Annotated in this window: 19 protein-coding genes and 1 pseudogene; 18 read left to right on the forward strand and 2 right to left on the reverse strand. The window is 69.4% G+C overall.

Translation table 11 applies throughout. The features are described from left to right. The 4 genes and pseudogenes from ACWCQ1_RS43930 to ACWCQ1_RS43945 form a co-directional block, all read left to right on the forward strand. Positions 1–428, forward strand: a pseudogene (locus ACWCQ1_RS43930) (hypothetical protein); the annotation flags it as partial. Positions 429–507: 79 nt separating this feature from the next. Then, entirely contained in the window at positions 508–657 is a 150-nt protein-coding gene (locus tag ACWCQ1_RS43935) for a hypothetical protein (protein WP_451029102.1), read from the forward strand. Between the two features lies 1 nt (position 658). Further along, positions 659–2,158 carry a S1 RNA-binding domain-containing protein gene (locus ACWCQ1_RS43940; RefSeq protein ID WP_451029103.1) on the forward strand — a complete coding sequence of 500 codons (1,500 nt, stop codon included), beginning with the start codon at positions 659–661 and terminating at the stop codon, positions 2,156–2,158. A gap of 546 nt (positions 2,159–2,704) precedes the next feature. Continuing rightward, the gene (locus tag ACWCQ1_RS43945; RefSeq protein ID WP_451029104.1) at positions 2,705–4,036 is read left to right on the forward strand and encodes a hypothetical protein; all 1,332 of its coding nucleotides are present in this window, start codon (positions 2,705–2,707) and stop codon (positions 4,034–4,036) included. A 271-nt stretch (positions 4,037–4,307) separates the two neighbouring features. Here the strand turns inward: ACWCQ1_RS43945 and ACWCQ1_RS43950 are convergent, their stop codons facing one another. Then, positions 4,308–4,775: a hypothetical protein gene (locus ACWCQ1_RS43950; protein WP_451029105.1), complete on the reverse strand. Its 468-nt coding sequence runs from the start codon at positions 4,773–4,775 to the stop codon at positions 4,308–4,310. A gap of 1,010 nt (positions 4,776–5,785) precedes the next feature. Between ACWCQ1_RS43950 and ACWCQ1_RS43955 the strand changes: the two genes are divergently transcribed. The 14 genes from ACWCQ1_RS43955 to ACWCQ1_RS44020 all read left to right on the forward strand — a co-directional run bounded on the left by ACWCQ1_RS43955 (position 5,786) and on the right by ACWCQ1_RS44020 (position 21,565). Beyond that, on the forward strand, positions 5,786–6,040 hold the full coding sequence (locus ACWCQ1_RS43955; protein WP_451029141.1) for a helix-turn-helix domain-containing protein: 255 nt from the start codon (positions 5,786–5,788) through the stop codon (positions 6,038–6,040). A 798-nt stretch (positions 6,041–6,838) separates the two neighbouring features. Then, complete coding sequence (gene glnT / locus ACWCQ1_RS43960; protein ID WP_451029106.1) at positions 6,839–8,152, forward strand: type III glutamate--ammonia ligase; 1,314 nt, start codon at positions 6,839–6,841, stop codon at positions 8,150–8,152. A gap of 39 nt (positions 8,153–8,191) precedes the next feature. Continuing rightward, complete coding sequence (locus ACWCQ1_RS43965; protein WP_451029107.1) at positions 8,192–9,058, forward strand: class II glutamine amidotransferase; 867 nt, start codon at positions 8,192–8,194, stop codon at positions 9,056–9,058. Further along, positions 9,046–9,720, forward strand: coding sequence for a GltB/FmdC/FwdC-like GXGXG domain-containing protein (locus ACWCQ1_RS43970; protein ID WP_451029108.1), 675 nt, complete (start codon positions 9,046–9,048; stop codon positions 9,718–9,720). The genes ACWCQ1_RS43965 and ACWCQ1_RS43970 overlap by 13 nt, the downstream gene beginning before the upstream one ends. A 25-nt stretch (positions 9,721–9,745) precedes the next feature. Then, complete coding sequence (locus ACWCQ1_RS43975; RefSeq protein ID WP_451029109.1) at positions 9,746–11,065, forward strand: FMN-binding glutamate synthase family protein; 1,320 nt, start codon at positions 9,746–9,748, stop codon at positions 11,063–11,065. Next, entirely contained in the window at positions 11,062–12,147 is a 1,086-nt protein-coding gene (locus ACWCQ1_RS43980) for an FAD-dependent oxidoreductase (RefSeq protein ID WP_451029110.1), read from the forward strand. Before ACWCQ1_RS43975 ends, ACWCQ1_RS43980 begins: the two co-directional genes overlap by 4 nt. 9 nt (positions 12,148–12,156) lie before the next feature. Beyond that, entirely contained in the window at positions 12,157–12,771 is a 615-nt protein-coding gene (locus ACWCQ1_RS43985) for a helix-turn-helix domain-containing protein (protein ID WP_451029111.1), read from the forward strand. Positions 12,772–12,873: 102 nt separating this feature from the next. Then, the gene (locus tag ACWCQ1_RS43990) at positions 12,874–14,169 is read left to right on the forward strand and encodes an ammonium transporter (RefSeq protein WP_451029112.1); all 1,296 of its coding nucleotides are present in this window, start codon (positions 12,874–12,876) and stop codon (positions 14,167–14,169) included. A gap of 1,030 nt (positions 14,170–15,199) precedes the next feature. Beyond that, the gene (locus ACWCQ1_RS43995; RefSeq protein ID WP_451029113.1) at positions 15,200–16,798 is read left to right on the forward strand and encodes an MFS transporter; all 1,599 of its coding nucleotides are present in this window, start codon (positions 15,200–15,202) and stop codon (positions 16,796–16,798) included. A gap of 188 nt (positions 16,799–16,986) precedes the next feature. After that, positions 16,987–17,622: a TetR/AcrR family transcriptional regulator gene (locus ACWCQ1_RS44000; protein ID WP_451029114.1), complete on the forward strand. Its 636-nt coding sequence runs from the start codon at positions 16,987–16,989 to the stop codon at positions 17,620–17,622. A gap of 549 nt (positions 17,623–18,171) precedes the next feature. Beyond that, positions 18,172–19,098, forward strand: a complete 927-nt coding sequence (locus tag ACWCQ1_RS44005) for an alpha/beta hydrolase (protein ID WP_451029115.1) — start codon at positions 18,172–18,174, stop codon at positions 19,096–19,098. 12 nt (positions 19,099–19,110) lie between these two features. Next, on the forward strand, positions 19,111–19,995 hold the full coding sequence (locus ACWCQ1_RS44010; RefSeq protein ID WP_451029116.1) for a short-chain dehydrogenase/reductase: 885 nt from the start codon (positions 19,111–19,113) through the stop codon (positions 19,993–19,995). A 6-nt stretch (positions 19,996–20,001) separates the two neighbouring features. Next, positions 20,002–20,883, forward strand: coding sequence for an SDR family NAD(P)-dependent oxidoreductase (locus ACWCQ1_RS44015; RefSeq protein ID WP_451029117.1), 882 nt, complete (start codon positions 20,002–20,004; stop codon positions 20,881–20,883). 67 nt (positions 20,884–20,950) lie between these two features. After that, positions 20,951–21,565 (forward strand): TetR/AcrR family transcriptional regulator, encoded by a 615-nt coding sequence (locus ACWCQ1_RS44020; protein ID WP_451029118.1) that lies wholly within the window; start codon positions 20,951–20,953, stop codon positions 21,563–21,565. 226 nt (positions 21,566–21,791) lie between these two features. Here the strand turns inward: ACWCQ1_RS44020 and ACWCQ1_RS44025 are convergent, their stop codons facing one another. After that, complete coding sequence (locus tag ACWCQ1_RS44025; RefSeq protein ID WP_451029119.1) at positions 21,792–22,424, reverse strand: TetR-like C-terminal domain-containing protein; 633 nt, start codon at positions 22,422–22,424, stop codon at positions 21,792–21,794. Positions 22,425–22,551 lie beyond the last annotated feature (127 nt).

Consider the following 22,551-nt stretch of genomic DNA (forward strand, 5'->3'; position numbering starts at 1 on the left):
GCCGCAGTTGCCACCCCGTCCACAGCATCCGTTGCCTGACCGAACCAGGCGACGGGATCGAACGGTACCTCCACACCGTCATCACCCACGATCACGGCCGACCAGTGGCGCAGGACCTACGTCTGAACCCGGCACCCGCCCTGCGGCAGGCAAGGGTGACGCCGCCGGTGGTAGGCCCCGGTCCGATGGTCGGCGTCGACGCCCACAGCGACTTCCACCGATTCGACCGGGCCGGATGGAGCCACCCACTGCTCGCGGGCACCGTCGACCTCGATGCCTGCCAAGTCCTCGGCCTTGGCTGGGATCCCGGGGATCACTCCATGCGCCACCGCGGAGAGCGGGCGTACGGTCATGTCTACCCCCGCTGCCCTCGAAGCCCGCGCAGGCGAAGCGGTACTGCGCTGGACGATCTCGCCGTACGAGCCTGACCGGTGAACCGCACTCCGACTGGAAGCGCGCCAGAGGAACACAGTTGAGCGGGATGGTTCGGCGCGGCACACTCGCCCGATGAGCCACAGCACGCAGCCGGGCCGCTGGAACGGGTCCTGGTACCGGGCCGACCTGGCCAAGCTCTTCTCTGTCAGCCGCGCCATCGCCTGCCGCGTCCTTGACCGCCACCAGAACGCAGCCACGCCGTCGACCTCCGGCGGGCGATAACGTGCTGCCCTACGTCTATCAGGTCACCAGGTACGACCCCGCCGACCGCGACCAGTATGGGCACTACGCCGGAACGGAGCCCGCAACCAGCGACTACGGACCGGTCGAAGCCGCCTACCTGCAGGCCGTCGCCGCCTTCGCCGAGGACTCCGGCGTCGACCAGTTGGCCATCCGCGAGCCGCAGCTCGGCGGCTTCGTCCACTGCGGTCTGCAACCACCGGTCGCCGGCTACGGTCTGACAGATCTCTTTCCGGCCGGCCTCGCCGGGTTCCACGACGGTGCGCTGGTGCCGACCGCGGTCGGCCTGGAACTCGTGCGGGCCATGCTCCGCGGCGACGGCGCCTGGTGCCGTCTGGAGGCGGAGGGAGCGTTCGCGGTGCACGTCGGCTGGGACCAGTACCTCTACGTCGGCAGCAGCCGGCCCTGCGAAGAGGCGCTGGCCCACACCCGCTCGCTCGGTCTGTTCCCCGAACGCCTTGACGCATCGCCGTACGACTTCGCCCCCGACGACCCACAGCAGGTGCGGCGCCCGGCCGACGCCGACTTCTGGGCCCGCCTGCACTGGACCGTCAGCGCCCACCGCGCGACATTCCTGGAGGAGACCTACGCCGCCAACGCCTCCCGATGGCACCGCCTCACCCGCGACAACATCGAGGCAGTGCGCTCCCAGCTGATCCCCCGCTCCCGGTTGGCGGTCTGGCCGGACCTGCTCACGGACGTCGACGCGGCCATGGCCGCTCTGCCCGGGGAGGGATTGGTAGAAATCATCTGGGCGGACGTGGACGGGCGGATCACCAGCACGGTCGTGGACGAGACCCAGTTCGAGGCGGTGACCTCCCACGTTCACCGCGCATCTGCCGCCGCCGTCGTGTCCCTGACCGCCGATGAGCGGCGCCCGCTGTTCACCGCTGTACTGCCGGACAGCGACGGCGTTCTGCGCGCACGCTGGCAGACTGATCCGACGCCAAGCGACCGGGACTGGGCCTTCCTGAAGACCCTGCGGCGCGGCCAGGTCGTCACGGGCACGGTGACGACCATCGCAAGCTTTGGCGTCACCTTCGTGGACATCGGCGGCTTCACCGCGATGATCAATATGCCGGAATTGTCCTGGCGTCCGTTCAACCACCCGTCCGACGTCGTCAGCGTCGGTCAGGAGATCACCGCCGAAGTCCTCGATGTCGACATGGTCGGGGAACGGGTGCCGCTGTCACTCCGAGCAGTGCAGGAAGACCCGTGGCCGCAGGTAGTGCAGAGGATCGGCCAGGTGGTCACCGGACCGGTCACCAAGATCATGCCGTTCGGCGTCTTCGTCCGCATCGAACAACGAGAGGACGGCTTCGAGGGGCTGGTGCACACCAGCGAGCTTGATGAATCGTCCCAAGACGCCATCGAGGTCGGCGACGCTCTCACCGTGAAGATCATCGATGTTGATCTTGCGCGCCGCCGTATTGCCCTGTGGCATGTCCAGGCTCCTGCCGCCCATCGGGAGCCGCATGCCTGACGGCGAGAGAAATCCGATGCAGGCCGAGTTGGACGAGGCGCTCGCGCGGCGTGACGCGATGCGGCGCGAGCTCGGCGAATGAACGCCGCCCTGACGTGACTCTGTCGGAGATCTTGGTGTCGGCGGAGTCAACTCCCGGGGGTTTGCCGGGACTGCAGGCGAGGGATCTCGCGCAGGTCGGGGTGGTTGCGGAAGGCAGTCGGCTGGCGTGGCGTGGCGTGGGGAACTTCCTGGGCCGGTGGCAGGCCGCTGAGGCGCGCATGGCGACGGCGATGGCTGTCAGGACGTGCTGGAGGTGAGCCTTTCTCTGTCCTCGGGAGCGGCGGCGCCGCATGCCGTGGCCGTGGGCGAACTCGTTCCTGGTGTTCGCGGTGCTGGTGGCCTCTCCCGCTCGGGGCCCTTGCTGGCAGTGGGACAGGCGGGCTCTGCGGCAAGTCCGGCTTGTGGTCGGACCGGTTGTCAGTGGCCTACGGCATCATGCGGGGCATGTGACGGCCCGTCCGACCGAGGGTTTTCGGGGCCGTCGGCTATGAGGGGAGGGGTGCTGTGCGCAGGCCGGTCGTAGGCGAGGTGCACGTTCACTACGGTCAGATCTATGTTGAGAGTGATCCAGACAATGCGGTCCCGGACCTTTCCGAGGCGTTCGCTGGCCAGAGCGCGGGGCTGTGCGGGGCGGCGGTTCCGGGTGTGCTCTGGTTGATCACGGGGCTGCACACGGGCAACGTTGGTTTCGTCGTGGAGGTCCACGACGAGGATCCTTTGCTGGATCCGGCCTGGGAGGACGTGGTGGAGGTGTCCTTTTGCCCGGTGTCGCAACGCACCAGTTTGGTGCAGTGGGCGGGTGAGGCCGTATGGGACCTGCATCTCGCCCGGACTGACTACCGGGTGCGGTACTGCGCTCAGCGGATGGACGAGGGACGCAAGCTGGACACCAGAGTGTCCGGGGAGCCGCGGGCGGACAGCTACCTCCTGCAGTTCTGGCCCGCGCCCCCTCGCGCAGACCGTGTGGTCCGTCAGACCTCACAGTACGCCGCCTACTGGCACCACTACGCGCGCGAACTTCCACCACCGCCCACACCCGAGCAGCGTGTCGAGAGCGAACGCCTGGCCCGTCAGGCGGAGGAGCGGGCCGCCGAGGAGCGGCGACTGCACCACGAGCGATGGGAGTGGGGCGGTCGGCTGCCGAGCGAGGGATTGCGTGGCGTCGGCGGCAATGTCCGCGGGCTGCTCCGCTTCGACAGTGATCTGGTGCACGCGCTTGATACCGCAGGTTCCGAGGTCCAGCGCGCGGTGGCATTGTTGGCTGCCCGGCGGGCCTGCGAGGTGGCGGGTCTGATCGGCGTTTCGTGGGTGACCCAGGCACTCACCGCGTTGACGGAGAGACGTCCGCTGCCGCCACCGTTCGACGACACGGCCCGGATGTGGCAGACGCTGCGCTCTGATCCACAGGTCCCGGATCGGTCGGTGCTCAAGGCGGTACCTCCCGAGCGGCCGCCATACCGTCCACAGACGCCCCCGGCAGTGGCCGGATGGACGCGGCTGCCGGCCGCGGAGTCGGGGGACAACGGGCGGAGGCGGCGGGACCTCGGTCGGGCGTTGGGTGCGTTCGTAGCGACGGTGGCCGCCGAGGGCAGGCCGACACCGACCGGGCGTGGAGGGCACAGCGCGACGGCGTCGGTGCACGCCTCCGGCACTTCGCGGGGCCCCGAGCGGATCTCACAGCCGCACTTCGCTCTCCCCGCCGTGCTCGCCGCCGCCGGGCCCGATCCGTTGAGGGCGGCGCTGGACGCGGTGTGGCACGCGGTGGGCACGTTCGGCGAGCACTACCCACAGCTGCTGGAGGAAATTCGGGCGTGCGCCGACCGGGTTCAGGAGTAGGCAGACCTGCTGTCCTGCCGTCGATGCTTGCCGGGAACGGCCTCAAGCTTCGGCAGCGCTGGCGTTGTTCACGAGTTCCGGCTGTGGTCCACTTCGTGTGGTTGTGTACGCAGGATGACTGTTGATCTTCATGCGATGGCAGGTGAGGTCGCCCGCAAATTCGCCCGGCTGGACGGTGGTGTGGTCGACAGTCCGATGTCCGACCGATTGCGGTCGGGCAGTGCCGGGGCCGCGGGGCGTCGTAGCAGTGCGGCTGAGCCGGGCATGTTGGTCATCGCAGCGTCTCCCGTCGCACGGTGAGGACGTCGTGCAGTTCGTCGGAGGGGAACTCGGTGTGCAGCAGTCGTAGATCGTGTCGGGCGGCGGGGGCCAGTAGCCTGTCGTGCGGGCTCGTCCCGTCCAGGAACGGGCGCAGGCCGACGTCTGCGCCGCGTGCCATGGTGTACGGCGGCACCGCGTGCCGGGTCAGCACCAGCGCCCCGGGCCCCTGCGCCGCCCCGGATGCGAACAGGCGTCGTACGTCGTGGAAGTGGCGCTCCTGCAGACCACCGATGTCGATCACTCTGGCGTCGGACGGGACGGCGGTGCCCCGCTCCAGCTCCAGCGGGACGGCGGCGCGGTCGTGGAGGAGGACGTGGGCGGCCGCGTACAGCAGGGTCTGCTCCTTGGCGGTCGCGCCGCCCTTGCCGCCGAGCCGCTCCAGGACGCGCGCCCGCTTCTGCGGGGTGAGGGTGCGCACCAGGTCCTCCAGCGCGGCCAGGACACCGGGCGGGGTCTGGGTGCCGTAGATGTCGTAGCGGTGCGGGATCAGTCAGGAGCCGGTCGAGGCACCGGGTGAGCAACCCGCTCTCCTCGGCCACCGCGGAGGCGGTGAGGCCGTTGATGGGGCCGTTGAGGGCGGCGGCGAGCACGACCTGGAGGTGGAGGGCCCGGTGCCCGGCCGCGGCCAGCCGGGCCGCCATCCGGACGGCCGGCAGCACATAGCTCAGCGCCCGCTGCGGAACCTGGGTACTGGTGCGGGAGACCCTTCGCGGCGCCCACCACTACCTGGGAGCGCAACTCTGAGGACGCACCGTCTTCCGGTGGCTCACCTGCTACAACACCCGCCGCAGGCACTCCGCCAACGGACACCTCAGCCCCGTCGACTACGAACACCGACACCAGCAAGAATCAGCTAGGCTCACGCTGGCCGCATAACGACCCGAACGCGTGTCCACCTTTGCGGGGCCTCCCCCAAGGCCGGGTAGTTAGCGTCATCGCAGGTGACGCAAGTGAGTTGAAGGATTTCCGACGCAGAGCAACGGAGCTCGTTGGTACAGGCAGTCGACCAAGACAGCTTGTCCCGAAGGAGCTCCGTTGCCCCGTCATTGTGTCCTGCCGTCTGCGCTGGCGGCCATCACCCGAACGGTCACTGTGGCCGGAGGCCGGTTCGCTCCTGGGCATCTGGGGGAGCTGACGGCAGTCGTGGCACCGACCCGGACCGCTGCTGTTTCAACATCACGCTCCACACCGCCCGCGACCAGGTGATCCAGGCCAACGGCATCGTCAGCGCGGACACCGGTCGGGACACTCTCCTGGGGATGATCGGCCGTCGGATCCTGACCGGTCTGCTCCCGCCCCGCAGGCACCGGGTCAGCACCCGCAAGGTCAAGTCACCGATGTCCCGCTACAGCGAGCGCCACGCCGACGGCCGGCGCGGCACAAGCCACACCGTCACCCGCCTCGACGTCACCGTCATCGAACCCGTGGATCAACCCGCGCTGCACGGCCTCCCGGGACGACCGACACGCCAGCCCTTCCGCGCGGCGCCGACACCGCATCCTGGCCCTGCTCCAGGAAGACCCCACGCGTCTGTGGCAACCCCGTGAGATCGCCGCCCACTTCGGCGATGTCACCCTGGAAACCATGTACAGACAACTGAATCGATGGGCCACCGGCGGCCTCCACAAACTCGGCCCCGGCCTCTACGCCGCAACAGCATGGTCCCCAGCCTCACTTGCGTGACCTGCGAAAACGCTAACTACCCGGCCTTGGGGGAAGGCCCTTCCCTTCGACGGCTCCAGAGCTCCAGGGCAGGGTCAAGCCGGCCGTCACCGCGTCGAGGTCCTGGCGGAGGAAGTCGGCGAACCCCTTCATGGGCTTCGGTGCGTCCTGCTCGGCCTGCCGGATCCACTCCAGCAGCAGGTATCCGCGCCGGTGACGCACCAGATCTGCGAAGGCCCGAGCGAGGTCAGAGGCCCGGGTGATGTCCGGGCAGGCGAGCCGGAATAGGTGATGCCGTACCCGATGCGGCTGCGGGGAGCTTGACCGGTTCCCCGATGGTGCTTGAGTCCGGGGCGGCTTGCGGTCGGCTGAACAGCCCCGGGCACGGAGCCACGTGTCGAGGGCGAGGGCGGCCACGTCACCGTGCCGCATGCCCTGATCAGGATGGCCGGCGCTGTAGTCGAAGATCTTCGTGTGCCGGGATCCGCCTGCCGACGAGCTGCATCCCGGGATCCGCCTGCTGCTCGGCATCGCAAACAGCCGCCCCGAGTTCATGCTGACCGGCAAGGCGCTGACCGACACGGGCCGAGTGGTGACCGTGATGCTGGAGAGCGGCTGGAGTCCCGAACTGCTGCGCCACGTCATCACCAGCAGGCCGCTCCCGCACCCGGTACTCGTTTGGCCCGTGCGCTGCGTCCGAGCGCGTCGGCTAACGGAGACCTTGCCAAACGGAAATCATCCTGTAATACCGAACGCGTCTACTCATATGCAACAGCGGTTCACTACAGGAAACATCTTCTACTGGGCAGGGAGGAACCCGTGCGGACCGATCCCGATCTCGCGGAGCTGGTTCATGCCGATAACACCGAGTTCGTTCTAGCCGTCTTCGTCGACCTGACCGGCAAGCCGTGCGCCAAGCTGGTGCCGGCCCAGGCTGTCGAGGAACTGCGTGACGAGGGCGTCGGGTTCGCCGGGTACGCGGCCGGTGCGCTCGGCCAGCAGCCCAGCGACCCGGACGTCATCGCCCGACCGGACGCCCGCTCGTACACCCCCGTCCCCTTCGTTAAGCCGGGCCTCGCCCTGGTCCACTGCGACCCGTACGTGGAGGGCGAGCCCTGGCCGTATGCCCCGCGCATCATCCTTCGGAGGTTGCTGGAGCGCGCGGCGGCCCACGGCCTGTCGATGTTCGTGGGTGCCGAGGTGGAGTATTTCCTTGTCAACCGGGACGAGCACGGCGTGCTCAGGGTCGCCGACGCCAAAGACACCGCTGCTCAGCCCTGTTACGACGCACGCGGGCTGACTCGGATGTACGACCATCTCGCCGCGGTCTCCAGTGCCATGAACTCCCTCGGCTGGGGCAACTACGCTAACGACCACGAGGACGGCAATGGCCAGTTCGAGCAGAACTTCCAGTACGCCGATGCCCTCACCACCGCCGACCGGGTCATCACCACGCGGTATCTGGTGTCGGTGCTCGCCGAACTGCGCGGTATGACGGCCACGTTCATGCCGAAGCCGTTCACCGACCGCACCGGTACGGGCATGCACCTGCATATGTCGCTCTGGCGTGGCGACGAGCCCGCTTTCCCCGACGCCACCGACGAGCGCGGTCTGGGGCTTTCGCCGCTTGCCTACTCCTTCGTCGCAGGAATCGTCGAGCACGCACGGGCACTTCAGGCGGTCATCGCACCCACGGTCAACTCCTACAAGCGCACCGGCGCGCTGTCGACCCGTTCGGGTGCCACCTGGTCGCCGCGTCTGGCCAGTTATGGGGGCAACGACCGTACCCACTTCGTCCGCGTCCCTGACGGCAACCGTATCGAGTTGCGCGGCGGTGACGGTGCCGCCAACCCCTACCTCGCTGCTGCCGCGGCCCTCGCCGCAGGCCTCGACGGCATCGAGCGCGGCCTCGACCCCGGCGAGCCCGGCGCCGCAGGCAAGGGACCCGAACTCCCGCCCACCCTGCTGCACGCCGTCGATGCGCTCCAGGCGGACGACGTGATCAGCGGCGCTTTGGACGCGGCCGGCGCGGGGGTGAGCCGGTACTTCGCCGACCTCAAGCGCGAGGAGTTCTTCGACTGGCACTCCACGGTCGGTCCCTGGGAGCTGGACCGCTACCTGACCGCCTTCTGACCGTCTGCGCCTTGCGACCTCCCCCTGAAAGGACTTCAGATGTGTGGAATCGTGGGGCTCCATCTGCGCGAGCGCTCCCTCCAACCACGGCTCGGTGAGCTGCTGAGCGCGATGCTCGTCCAGATGGTCGAACGCGGACCGGACTCGGCCGGTGTCGCGGTCTACGGCGATCCACGCCTTTCCCCTCCAGACCGTGAAGTCGTCTCGCTGCTCGGTGTCACGCCCGCCGAGGCAGAAGCTGTGCTCCCGGGCGCGGTGGCCGTCGCGGCCGGCGCAACGACGGTGGTGCACGCGGACCCGGGGCTGCTCGCCGCGGTCGCCGACACACTGCCGCACGCCACGGTCATCGGCTCCGGCACCGACATGGCCGTACTCAAGGGCACGGGGAGCCCGGGGGAGTTGGCGAACTCCTTCGAGCTCGCCTCGGTCACCGGCTGGCAGGGTGTGGGCCACACCCGCATGGCCACCGAGTCTGCCGTGACACCCGAGGGCGCCCACCCCTTCTCCGTCGGCCCCGGACAGTGTCTCGTGCACAACGGCTCCTTCGCCAATCACGCCACCATCCGACGTGAACTACGCGCCCAGGGAGTGAAATTCGACAGCGACAACGACTCCGAGGTCGGCGCCCGCTTCGTCGCCCATCAGCTGGCGCAGGGCACTGAACTGGAAAAGGCATTGCGGCTGTTGTGTGAGCGGTTCGACGGCTTCTACACCTTGCTTGTCGCCACGAGTGACAGCTTCGCGGTGGTCCGCGACGCCATCGCCTGCAAGCCGGCACTCGTCGCCGAGACCGGCGCATGGGTGGCGATGGCCTCCGAGTACCGGGCGCTGGACGTCCTGCCCGGCATCGAAAACGCCCGCATCTTCGAACCCGAGCCGGAAGAGGTGTACGTATGGCGACGCTGATCGACCTGGCCGCCACGTCCGTGCGGGAACTCAACCAGGCCCTGCACGCCCCTGAGGCCACATCCTGGCGCGTTCTCAACCCGCGCGGCGCGCACGCTGTGGGCTGCGGCATCCGGGAGGACCTGGTCGTCGACATCGAAGGGCACGTCGGTTACTACTGCGCCGGCATGAACCAGCGCGCCACAGTCACTATCCACGGCAACGCCGGTACCGGGGTCGCCGAGAACATGATGTCCGGCACGGTGCGCGTGCGCGGCAACGCCTCCCAGTCGGCCGGGGCCACTGCCCGCGGAGGGCTGCTTGTGATCGACGGGGATGCGTCCGCCCGCTGTGGGATCTCCATGAAAGGCGGGGACATCGTCGTCGGCGGAGACGTCGGCCACATGAGCGCCTTCATGGGGCAGGCCGGGCGGCTGGTGGTCTGCGGGGACGCGGGAGACGCGCTCGGGGACTCCCTGTACGAGGCACGCCTCTACATCCGCGGCACGGTCAAGTCTCTCGGTGCCGACTGCGTCGAGAAGGAGATGCGTCCCGAACACCTAGCGGAACTTGCCGAACTGCTGAAAGCGGCTGAGCGGGACGAGGACCCGGCGGACTTCCGCCGTTACGGTTCGGCCCGCGAGCTGTACCACTTCAAGGTCGACAACACGGCGTCGTACTAGTCGTTCTGAGGGAGTTCGAACAACCATGGACACCGCATCCCACGGTCTGCGTGAGTCGGCGACCTTCGACCGCGCCACCATCCACGCCATCCAGCGCGCCGCCGAGACCGGCATCTACGACATCCGTGGCTGGGGCGCGAAGCGGAAGCTTCCACACTTCGATGATCTGTTGCTGCTCGGCGCCTCCATGTCCCGCTATCCGCTGGAGGGTTACCGCGAGCGCTGTGACACAGACGTCGTGCTCGGCACCCGGCACGCCAAGAACCCCCTGCGGCTCGCCACCCCCGTCACCATCGCCGGCATGAGCTTCGGCGCCCTGTCCGCCCAGGCCAAGGAGGCCCTCGGGCGCGGGGCCAGCGAGGTGGGCACGTCCACGACCACCGGTGACGGCGGGATGACGCCCGAGGAGCGCGGCCACTCCAAGCACCTCGTCTATCAGTATCTGCCGTCGCGCTACGGTATGAACCCGGACGACCTGCGGGCGGCCGACGCCATCGAGGTCGTCCTCGGCCAGGGCGCCAAGCCCGGTGGCGGGGGCATGCTGCTCGGCCAGAAGATCACCGAACGGGTCGCGGGGATGCGGACGTTGCCTGTCGGTGTCGACCAGCGCAGCGCCTGCCGCCACCCCGACTGGACGGGCCCCGACGACCTCGCCATCAAAATCCTGGAGCTGCGTGAGATCACTGACTGGGAGAAGCCGATCTATGTGAAGGTCGGCGCGACCCGGACCTACTACGACGTCAAGCTGGCCGTGCACGCCGGCGCCGATGTCGTGGTCGTCGACGGTATGCAGGGCGGCACGGCCGCCACCCAGGACGTCTTCATCGAGCACGTCGGCATCCCCACCCTCGCCGCGCTGCCCCAAGCCGTGCGCGCCTTGCAGGAGTTGGGCGTGCACCGCGAGGTCCAGCTGATCGTCTCCGGCGGCATCCGGGGCGGCGCCGACATGGCCAAGGCCCTCGCGCTCGGCGCGGACGCGGTCGCCATCGGCACGGCGGCACTGATCGCGCTCGGCGACAACCACCCGAAGTACGACGCCGAGTACCGCGAACTCGGCTCCGCCGCAGGCTACTTCGACGACTACCAGGACGGCCGCGACCCGGCCGGCATCTCCACCCAGGACGAGGAACTCGCCGCCCGCCTCGACCCCGTCGACGCCGGTCGCCGGCTCGCCAACTTCCTGCGGGTGATGACCATGGAGGCGCAGACCCTCGCCCGCGCCTGCGGCAAGGGGCACCTGCTGAATCTTGAGCCCGAGGACCTGGTGGCGCTGACGATCGAGTCCGCCGCCATGGCCCGTGTCCCACTCGCGGGCACGAACTGGGTCCCCGGGGAGGGCCTGTGATCGCAGTCGTGGGTGCCGGTCTGATGGGTGCGGCCACCGCCTGGCAACTGGCCCGCCGCGGCCACGAGGTCACGCTGATCGAGGCGTACGACATCGGCCACAAGCGGGGGAGTTCGCACGGCAGCTCGCGGATCTTCCGACGGGCGTACGGCGAGGCTCTGTACGTGGACCTGACCGGGCAGGCGTACGAGGAGTGGCGTGAGCTGGAGCGCGACAGCTCGACTCCTTTGCTGCGCCTGACCGGTGGGCTCGACTTCGGGGCGGGACGTGACCCGAAGGGCCTGGGCCAGGTGTTGGGGAAGGCCGGTGTGCCGCACGAAGTGCTCTCCGCCGAAGAGGCGTCGGAGCGCTGGCCCTACGTCCGCTTCGACGGACCGGTCCTCCACCACCCGGGCGCCGGGGTGATCGACGCCGACGAGACGGTCGCGGCGTGTGTGCGCAGGGCCATCGAGCACGGTGCGGACGCGTGGATCGGGGTGCGGGTGACCGGCTTCGAGGTGGGGCATAAGGTGCTCCTGCGCACGGACGACGGCCGTGAACTGACCGCCGACACCGTGGTGATCGCCGCCGGAGCCTGGCTGCCCGAGCTCGGACTGCCGGTCCCGCTGCCGCTGTTGAAGGTGACCCAGCAGCAGGTCTTCCACTTCCGTCAGCGCGACCCCTCGGTCGTGTGGCCGACGCTGGTCTTCAAGGACGACACCATGCAGACGTACGGTCTGCCGTCCGGCGGCGACGGCGGCCCGCTGCCCGCCATGAAGATCGCCGAGCACGACCGGGGCACCCCCACCACCGCCAGTACCCGCAACGGTGTCGTCGACCCGTCGTCGCGCACCCGCGTGAGTGACTTCGTCCGCGACCGACTGCCCGGCCTCGGCCCCGACCCGGTCGCGGAGGCGACCTGTCTGTACACCACCGCCCCGAAGGACGACTTCGTCCTCGACCGGCACGGCCCGCTGGTCATCGTCTCCCCGTGCTCCGGCCAGGGCGCCAAGTTCACCCCGCTCATCGGCGCGATGGCCGCCGATCTCGCCACGGGCCGTGCCGAGCCCCACGACCGCTTCCGCCTGCAGCCCACCGCGTAGGATGCGGCGGTGACCGATCAACCGGAACCCACGGCGGACCTCGACGACAAGGCCCTGGAGCGCATCATCGCGGTCCGGGCCCGTGAGTACCGGCAGGCGGCGGGGCTGTCGGTCGGGGAGATGGCGCAGCGGGTCGGCATCTCCAAGGCCATGCTGTCGAAGATCGAGAACGCCCAGACCGCGTGCAGCCTCACCACCCTCTCCCGGCTCGCGCGCGGTCTCGATGTCCCGGTCACCGCCCTGTTCCGCGGCATGGACGACGAACGGGAGGCCGTCTTCGTCCCCGCCGGGCACGGCGCCCGGATCGTCCGGCGCGGCACCAAGGTCGGCCACGAGTACGCCCAGCTCGGCTCGCTGCGCGGCGCGCACAAGCGGATGGACGCCCTGCTGGTCACGCTGACCGAACAGAGCGAGGTCTTCCCGCTCTTCCAGCACGCCGGCACCGAGCTCCTCTACATGCTGGAGGGCGAGATGGTCTACGGGCACGGCAAATCCCGGTACACGCTGCGCCCCGGCGACGCCCTCCAGTTCGACGGCGAGGCCCCGCACGGCCCGGAGCGGCTGGTGGAGTTGCCGATCCGCTTCCTGACGGCGACGGCCTTCGGGGACAGCCCACAGCACTGAAACCCGGCTTTAATCGGCCAGGAGCGTGTCCTGTAACTCACCTTCGGTCTACTGCGGTGAAACGAAGTCTCCTGTAGCTGGACCTCTCCGCGGAGTGTGCGCATGGACACCGGAAGTACCGCTTGGATGCTCGCGAGCACGGCCCTGGTCTGTCTCATGGTGCCCGGCCTCGCGCTCTTCTACGGCGGCATGGTCGCCGCCAAGAGCGTCCTCAACATGATCATGATGACCTTCGGGGCCGTGGCCCTCGTCGGCTGCATCTGGGTCGTCTACGGCTACTCGGCCTCCTTCGGCGACTCGATCGGCGGCGCCGGGATCCTCGGGGACGTCACCGAGTACATCGGCCTCGGCGGCGTCATGAAGGACGACCCGAAGGCCGTCATCCCGCTCTCCGTCTTCGTCGCCTTCCAGGCCCTGTTCGCGGCTCTCACCGCCGCCCTGATCTGCGGCGCCATCTCGGACCGCATCAAGTTCGGCGCCTGGATGGCCTTCACTGGTGTCTGGGTCACCCTCGTCTATCTGCCGGTCGCCCACTGGGTGTTCGCCTTCGACGGCAAGAACGTGACCGGCGGCTGGATCGTCAACAAGCTCGGCGCCATCGACTTCGCCGGCGGCACGGCCGTCCACATCAACTCCGGCGCCGCCGCCCTCGCCGTGATCCTTGTCCTCGGCAAGCGCATCGGCTGGGGCAAGGAGGGCGCCCAGGAACGGCCCCACAACCTCCCTCTGGTGATGCTCGGCGCGGGCCTGCTCTGGTTCGGCTGGTTCGGCTTCAATGGCGGCTCCGCCCTGACGTCCTCGAACGCCGCCTCGGTCGTCGTGCTGAACACCTTCACCGCCACCTGCTCGGCGATGCTCGGCTGGCTCCTCGTCGAGAAGCTCCGCGACGGCCACCCCACCAGCCTCGGCGCCGCGTCCGGCGCGATCGCCGGACTCGTCGCCATCACCCCGTCCTGCGGCGCGGTCTCCCCGGTCGGCGCGCTCGTCCTCGGTGCCATCGGCGGCGGAGTGTGCGCCCTCGCCGTCGGCCTCAAGTACAAGTTCGGCTACGACGACTCCCTCGACGTCGTCGGCATCCACCTCGTCGGAGGCGTCACCGGCACCCTCCTGGTCGGCGTCCTCGCCACGTCGGACGCCCCCAACGGCGTCGACGGCCTCCTGTACGGCGGCGGTCTCTCCCTCCTCGGCAAGCAGGCCGTGGGCGCCTTCGCCGTACTCGCCTACTCCTTCGCCATCACCTGGCTCATCGCCAAGGCGCTCGACAAGACGATGGGCCTGCGGGTCCACCCCGAGGCGGAGCGCGAGGGCGTCGACGTCCACCTGCACGCGGAGAGCGCCTACGACCTCACGCACCCGCCGGCCACCGCCCCAGCCCCGCAGCCTGCCGCTGCCGGGTGAGTTAAGCGCGGCCTCCGTCGTAGGACTGGGCACCAGGCGACCGGACGGCCCGACCCGTGCCCGGGGTGCTGGTAGTTGCCTGCCGCACCCTGGGCAAGGGTGCTCCCGTCGAGCTCGTCCAGGACACGCACCTTCGACGGGCGGGGACGGAGGTTGCGCCACCCGTCGCTGAAGGTCCAAGCCGACGGCAGCCCGCCGCCCGTACGGCCCGCCATGCGTACGATCCCCGGCCGCACGGGCTCGTGGTCGGCATCCGCAGCGCTTTCGGGGAATACCAACTGGCCTTGCCGTGATGGCCTGGTGGGCGTGGCGAACTTCTACGGCGTCATGCTGTTCCAGAGGTGGGTGGACCGGCGCCGATCTTTTGCAGATAGGCGACCTGGCAGTCCATGGTGGGCGACGGCCAGCGGCAGGGCCCCGACCGCGGCCGACTGGTCGACGATGCCAAGCGCGTTGCCGTGCTTGGCCTGCAGTGTCGTGCCGCAAGTGTCAGGTGCTCCCGCATGCTCGGTGGTCGTTGATCGAGACGATCGTGGAGCGGCCAACGGGTTGGCCGCAGCGGGAGACCCGGCCCCGCGCCCGCCGTCGAAGGCCCTGGAAAACGGCACCAAGAGCCGCCCATCAGGCTTGTCCTCACCCACGACGCCAAGTTCGACTTCCCGCTGCTGGTGTCGACCCTGCCTCTGCCCCTCGCGTACGTCGGGGCCACGGCCCGAGAGCTTCGCGGCGGACGTCTGCGCCGTCCACGCTCCACGAGGGCCCGCATCGATGACGGGACTGCCGCAGTCCTGTGCGTCGGCGCCATCGATGAGGCAGACGCATGGGAGCTGGGTGTGCCGCTGCGCACCTGCCGCTTCCGGGCCGCGGAGCTGCTCGCCGACCTCGCTGGGCAGCCGCCGAGCCTCCTGTCATGACGGCATCACGTGCCATATGTCACTCCGAATTAAGGTGGCAGTCAACTGTCACATGGCACTCAGTGTCATAACCTGAGCTCATCCGATCGAACCGCGAGTTCAGGAGACCCCTCACCGTGAGCAAGCCGACCCTTGCCGAGGCTTCCGTCCAGAAGCCGGCCCCAGCCGCCCCGGGCATTCGCCGACTGCGCGGCCATCCGTGGCTGTCGCTGCTGGCCGTCGCGCTCGGCGTGATGCTCGTCGCGCTGGACGGGACGATCGTCGCCATCGCCAGCCCGGCCATCCAGAAGGACCTGGACGCCTCACTGTCCGACATCCAGTGGGTGACCAACGCCTACCTGCTGGCCCTCGCGGTCAGCCTGATCACCGTCGGCAAGATCGGCGACCGCTTCGGCCACACGAGGGTCTTCCTGATCGGCGCGGTCGGCTTTGTCGCCTCCTCCGTCGGCATCGGCCTGACCAGTGACATCAAGGTCATGATCGGCCTGCGCGTGCTGCAGGGCTTGTTCGGCGCGATGCTCCAGCCGACCGCGCTCGGCATCATCCGCTCCACGTTCCCGCCCGAGAAGCTGAACTCCGCGATCGGCATCTGGGGCGCGGTGGTCGCCGCGTCCACCGCGGCCGGCCCGATCGTCGGCGGTCTGCTCGTCGAGCACATCAACTGGGAGTCCTGCTTCTACGTCAACGTGCCCGTCGGCATCGTCGCCCTCGTCATGGGTCTGTTGTTCCTGAAGGACACCGAGCGCGACCAGGACTCCAAGTCCTTCGACGTCCCCGGGATCGTGCTGCTGTCCGGCACCCTGTTCCTGTTGGTGTGGGCCCTGATCAAGGCCCCCGACTACGGGTGGGGCGACACGAAGACCCTTGCCTTCTTTGGCGCCGCCCTGGTCGTGGGCCTGCTGTTCGTGCTGCGTGAGAGCCGCACGAAGGAGCCGCTTCTGCCGCTGCGCCTGTTCCGCTCACTGCCCCTGTCTGCGGGCACCGTACTGATACTGATGCTGGCCTTCTGCCTCTTCGGCGCCATGTTCTACATGACCTTCTACCTGCAGAACGTGCACGGCATGAGCGCCGTCGACGCCGGCGTGCGGATGCTCCCCCTTACGGGCCTGATGGTTGTCGGCTCACCGCTGGCCGGTGTGCTCATCAACCGGTTCGGCCCACGGCCGCCGATCGTCGTCGGCATGCTCGTGACGGCCGGAGCCCTGTTCGGTCTCGGCGGCCTCGACACCGGTTCGGGCGCCAACGACACCCTGGTGTGGTTCGGCATGCTGGGCCTCGGCCTGGCCCCGATCATGGTCGGCGCCACCGAGGTCATCGTCGGCCACGCCGAGGTCGAGCTGGCAGGTGTGGCCGGCGGTCTGCAGTCCACCGCCATGCAGGTCGGCGGAACCCTCGGCACCGCGGTCCTGGGCGCGGTGATGACCGCCAAGGTCGACGACGTCTTCACCGATCGCTGGTCGGACGCCCACCTGCCCCCGCTCCGCGGCGAGCAGCTCGACCAGGCCAAGGAGGCGGTCTCCGTCGGCGTCGCCCCGGTCGCCCCTAAGAGCCCGGCGCCCGTCGCCGAGGTCATCACGGACATCACGCACCACGCCTTCATGGACGGCATGAGTCTCGCGTTCGTCGTCGCCGGCATCGTCGCCATCGTGGGCGCCGCGATCGGTCTGCTGACCAAGCAGGGCCGCAAGGTCGAAGGCGCGGCAGTGCACATCTGACGTGCTGTCAGGCGGGTCCAGCGGCCCGCCCCTAGACACGGGGAGCGCACCGCCCGGCCTGAGCGACGCCGGGCGGGTCTTCTTCTGACGCTCCCCGTCTGGCCGGGGCCCTCGTGGGGACGGCGGGCCCCGGCCTCTCCTTGTGGCCTGTGGCAGACTTCCTGCGGAAAGAGCGGAGGCAGGACGATATGACGACTGCGGCGAAGCCCGGTCTGCGGGAGCGCAAGAAGTTGCGCACCCGGTATGCGATCATCTCGACCGCCGTGACCCTGTTCGTGGAACGTGGTTACGACGAGACCACCGTCGCCGAGATCGCCGAAGCCGCCGAGGTCGCTCCCCGCACCTTCTTCCGCTACTTCGCCACCAAGGACGAGGTCGCCCTGGCCCTGATCACCGAGGCCGACGAGGCCGGCGTTCCCGCCCTGGAGGCGCGCCCGGCCGAGGAGCCGCCGGTCACCGCGCTCGCGAACGCGACCCGTGCCGTCGTAGAGCAGCTGATGCAGGCCGACGACGGCACGGGGGAGCTGTGGACGCGCATCGTGTGGCTGCTGGAGAATTCCCCGCCGCTGCTGGCCGCCCACTATCAGCGTGCCCTGTCGATCGAGGACCGTCTCGCGCGCAAGCTCGCCGAGCGCGAGGGTGTCGACCCGGACACCGACCTGCGCCCCTTCCTCGTCGTCGGTGCCGTCGGCACGGCCCTGCGCGCGGCCCATCGCCACTGGGCGGCTCTTCCTCAGGGCACGGCGGAGGATCTGGCTCGGCTGCGCGAGCACGCCCTGCAGATGTTGAACGAGCCCCTCGACCGCCACTGGGCAGCGGTCTGAGTCCGGAGCCGAGGCGCCAGGCGATGCCGCCGGGGCGACGGGAGCCTGCTGTGGTGCGATGCGACGAGCTCCTTGACGTCGATGCGGAAAGCCGGTCGAAGACGTCCTGGGCGGCTTCCGCGTAACGGAGGCCGTAAGCAGGGTGGGACTCCTACCTTGGCGTCCATCTCGCCGAGTTCCGGGTACCGCACACGCAGTGCGTCCGCGAGATGGTGTCGGCGGCACCTCGGCCTCAGGTTGCCCACGGGCTCGATCAGCTCCATGAGACGGGCGTTCGTCTGCTCCCAGATGTGAGGATCACGGTTTCCTTTGACGGGAAGCCGCGCCCAAGATGCGCTGAAGGCGCAGGGGGCAACGACACACCTGCCATGAGGGGCGCGGCCCGCGTGCAGTACTCCCGTCACGTCACCACTGGGCTCTGTAGCCACGCTCTGGTTCGTTGCCGTCGCTTTGCTTTACAGCCCCGCAATGTTGGATTAACTTCTAATGTTGTAAGTAGTTCCAACTTTTCGCGACCCCAACAAGGTGAGCGGTTGTTACGGAGGTCCTATGACCGACCGATTGAATGTGACGTTTCCTTCGGGGTCGGACGAGTGTCACGCCTGGCTGTACCTGCCCGAGGGCGGGGGGCGGCGTCCCGTGGTGGTCATGGCACACGGTCTCGGCGGGGTCCGCGAGATGCGGCTGGATGCCTATGCCGAGCGTTTCGCCGCCGTCGGCTACGCGTGTCTGGTGTTCGACTACCGGCACTTCGGGGCCAGTGGCGGCCAGCCGCGACAGCTCCTGAGCATCAGGCGGCAGCTCCAGGACTGGCGGGCCGCCGTGGCGTACGCGCGCTCCCGGTCGGAGACCGACCCTCGGCGTGTGGTCCTGTGGGGCACCTCTTTCGGCGGTGGCCATGTCCTGGCGACAGCCGCCCAGGACCCGGCCGTCGCCGCCGTCATCGCCCAGGGCCTGTTCACCGACGGTGTCGCCTCTGCCCTGGCGATGCGCCCGGACACCTCGGTGAAAGTGATGGCCCGAGCGGTCCGTGACGTGGTCGGCGCCCGCCTTGGGCGCCCTCCCGTCATGGTCGCGACGGCGGGGCCGCCCGGATCAGCCGCGTTGATGACCGCTGCGGACGCCGAGCCCGGCTACCTGGCCCTCGTGCCCGACGACGCGCCCTTCTCCAACCAGGTTGCGGCGCGGTTCGCCCTGGACATCCTCCGCTACCGGCCGGGCCGCCGGACCGCGAAGATCGCATGCCCGGTGCTGTTCTGCGTATGCGAGCACGACAGCGTGGCCCCCGCGCGGCAGACCCTGCGCCATGCCCGCAGGGCCCCACGCGGTGAGATCCGCCGCTACTCCGACGGCCACTTCGACATCTACCTCGGCGAGCCCTTCGAACGCGTTGTCACGGACCAGCTCGCCTTCCTGGCCCGGCACGTGCCCATCGGCTCCGCACTCGGTGAAGCCCCGGGACCCACGACACCCTGAAAGAGGTACGAGATGCCCACCTACCCGATCTCGGGGAAGACCGTCTTCATCACCGGCGCAGCCGGAGGCATCGGTGCGGCCACCGCCCGCACGCTGCACTCGCGCGGAGCCAACGTGGTCCTCGCCGACCGTGGCATCGACGCCACATCGGCCCTCGCCCGCAGCCTCGGGGGCGACAGGACACTGGCGCTGTCGGTGGATGTCACCGACAGCGCCGCACTGGCCGACGCGGTGGACCGTACGGTCGACCGGTTCGGCGGCCTGGATGTCGTCTTCGCCAACGCGGGGATCGCGGCCGATCCGCCGGCGACGATCGCCACCATCGATCCGGCCGTGTTCGAGCGCGTCGTCGAAGTGGACCTGCTGGGCGTCTGGCGCACCGCTCGCGCCGCACTGCCGCACGTTGTCGCGGCGCGCGGGCACGTCCTGGTCACCGCTTCGGTGTACGCCTACTTCAACGGCATGACCAACGCCCCCTACGCCATGTCGAAGGCCGGCGTCGAGCAGTTCGGCCGCGCCCTGCGCGCCGAACTCGGCATCCACGGCGCCAGCGCCGGGGTGCTCTACCCCGGCTGGGTCCACACGCCCATCGCTAAGGCAGCCTTCGGAAGCAGCGACATCACCACCCGCATGCGCGAGATCGCCTTCCCGTCCCTGCTCGGCAAGGCCATCGACCCCACGCGCGTCGCGGACGCCGTCGTCCGCGGCATCGAGAACCGCTCGGCCCGTGTCATGGTCCCCCGCAGATGGGTACCGTTTTCGGCCCTGCGCGGCGTCCTCAACCCCGTCACCGATCTCATCGCCGAACGCCACCCCGAACTGCGCCGACTCCTGCGCCGACTCGAGGAATCCGCCGACCCCGCAGGCAAGTCCCCGCAGACCAACTCACCGAGGTAGACCGTCATGACCCGTTACGACCTGGCGGGGCGCACCGTAGCCCTCACCGGCTCCACCGGCGGCCTCGGCATCGCCCTGGCCAACGCCCTGCGCGAGCGGGGTGCCAACCTCGCACTGCTCGACCTCGACGCCGAGGCGGCGCAGGCCCAGGCGGAGAAACTGGGCGGCGACACAGTCGCCCGGGGCTGGGGCGTGGACGTCCGTGCTCTCGCCGGACTGCAGACGGCCATGGACGAGGCCGCCGCGCACTTCGGGCGCCTCGATGTCGCCGTCGCCGGCGCGGGCATCGACACCATGGCCCCCCTGGCGACGATTGACCCTGCCGCCTACGAGCGGGTGATCGACATCAACCTCAACGGCGTCTGGCGCACCTTCCGGGCGGCTCTGCCCCACGTCGAGGCCCAACGCGGCTATCTCCTCGCGATCTCCTCCATGGCCGCCTTCGTGCACTCGCCGCTCCAGGTCTCCTACACCGCGAGCAAGGCCGGCGTGTGGGCGATGTGCGACAGCCTTCGCCTGGAGGTTCGTCACCTGGGTGTCGGTGTCGGCAGCGCCCACCCCACGTTCTTCCGCACTCCGATGATGGACGACGTGACCGCGGACCCGGCCGGGCACGCCCTCTGGGGCGGCAACTCCAAGGGGATTTGGAAGATGGTGCCGCTGGAGAAGGTCATCGCCGGCATCGTCCGCGGCATCGAGCGCCGTGCGGACCGCGTCGTCGTCCCCAGGTCCCTCGCCCTGACCGCGAACGCGCCCGGTCTGTTCCGGCCGGTAGTCGAGCGTGTCGGCCTCCGCCCCCAGACGGTCCAGCGCGCCCTCGGCCTCGCCTCGGCGTCAGGCTGGCACGACCCGGCGGTGCATGAGCGCCACCAGGCCGGTTCCCGCTGAATTCCAGGCTGAAGAAGGCCGCCCAGGGGGTCCGGCCGCTCGAGCACCTCGTAAAGTAGCGAAGACCATGACAACCAAGGTCACACGCACGACACGTCGGGCCGCCGCAACCCGTGCGGCCATCGTCGACGCCGCCGAGGAGCTGCTGGCCGCCGGAGGCCCCGACGCGGTCACCTTGGAAGGCATCGCCGAACGCGCGGATGTCGCCGTGCAGACGGTGTACAACCGCGTGGGCGGCCGCGCGGCCGTTCTCATCGCGGTTGCCGAGCGGGCACTCGAGGACAACCGGACCTACATGGACGACGCCTACGCTGCCCCGGGCACCCCGGTGGAACGCATCAGGGCCGCCTCCGCCGCGTACGTCCGCTTCGCCGCCGAGCGCCCGCACCAGTTCCGCCTGCTGGCCGAGCCGCCGGACGAACCCGCGGCCCTGGAACGGGTCGCCGCGCTCGTCGACGAGCAGAACGCCAAACTCGCCGCCGCCCTGGCCGACGGGGTGGCCGACGGCTCCCTCGCCGCCGACCTCGACCCCGTCACCACCGCCACCGCGCTGTGGGCTGCCATGAACGGCGTTCTAGGCCTCTCCTGGCGCGCGGACCGACTCCGCACCGACGCCTCCCATGTGACGGAACTCGTCGCGGCTGTGGAAAGGGTGGTTCTCCACGGACTGCTCGCCCGCTGAAGTCCGCCCAGGGCCGCGTCCCCGTACGGCGGCCGGCCTGGCTCCGTCGCAGAGTCGAAGCGGACCTGCCCTGTCGACGGGCAAGTCGGAGGCCCTTGGTGGACGAAGCAGGGCTCCTCACGGAACACCTCCCCAGCTCGACCTGATGGAGGAGTGGCGTGACACGTCCGGCGCGTGGCTGTCGGTGTGGGGTGTCAAGTTCGGCCCTACGGGGCGGCTCGGAGGCTCATTCGCGGGGGTCGTCGGCGCGCAGCCCGTGCAGGAACATGTCGAGGAACTGCTCGCGGACACCGTACGCACTGACCCCGCGGAGCCGGGCAATGTGCGAGCTGTACCCCGCGATGGAACCGGTGAAGGTCTCGGCGGCGACGGAGCAGTCGATGCCGGCGCGCAGTTCACCGCGGAGTTGTGCGTCCCGGAGGACGTCCTCGACGACCGCGAGGGGCTTGTCGATGCAGTCGCGCTGGAATCTCGCGTACAGCTCGGGATGGTCGGGCAGCTCGAAGGAGCAGCGGGCGGCGATGAGCCAGCGTGGGCTGTCGAGGGCGTCGGCGATGTCGTCGTAGAGGGCGTTGAGGTCGCCTACGAGACTGCCGGTGCGGGGCGGGACGAGGTCGAGGGCGAGGGTGTTGAGCCCCGCGATGATGAGCTCGTCCCGCTCGGTCCAACGGCTGTAGAGGGTGCGCTTGGCGACCTTGGCGCGGGCGGCGACGTTGTTGATCCGGAAGCCGGCGACACCATGGTCGGAGAGTTCGTCGACGACGGCGCGGAGGATGCGGTCATCGGCGGTGGTGTCGCGGGGGCGGCCCGGTTTGGCGGGGCCGGGTTCGGCCGGGACCGGCGACGCGATGGCTGCCATGGCTGGCTCTCCCCTCATCCCGAGATGGCCCACGGCTCGGGACCCGTGCCGCTATTGTGCGACCGAAACGGTTTCGTATTCACCGTAGCCTAGGTTACCGTAAACACGTGCGAAACCGTTTCGCTCG

This window comes from Streptomyces sp. NPDC002144 (assembly GCF_053593695.1).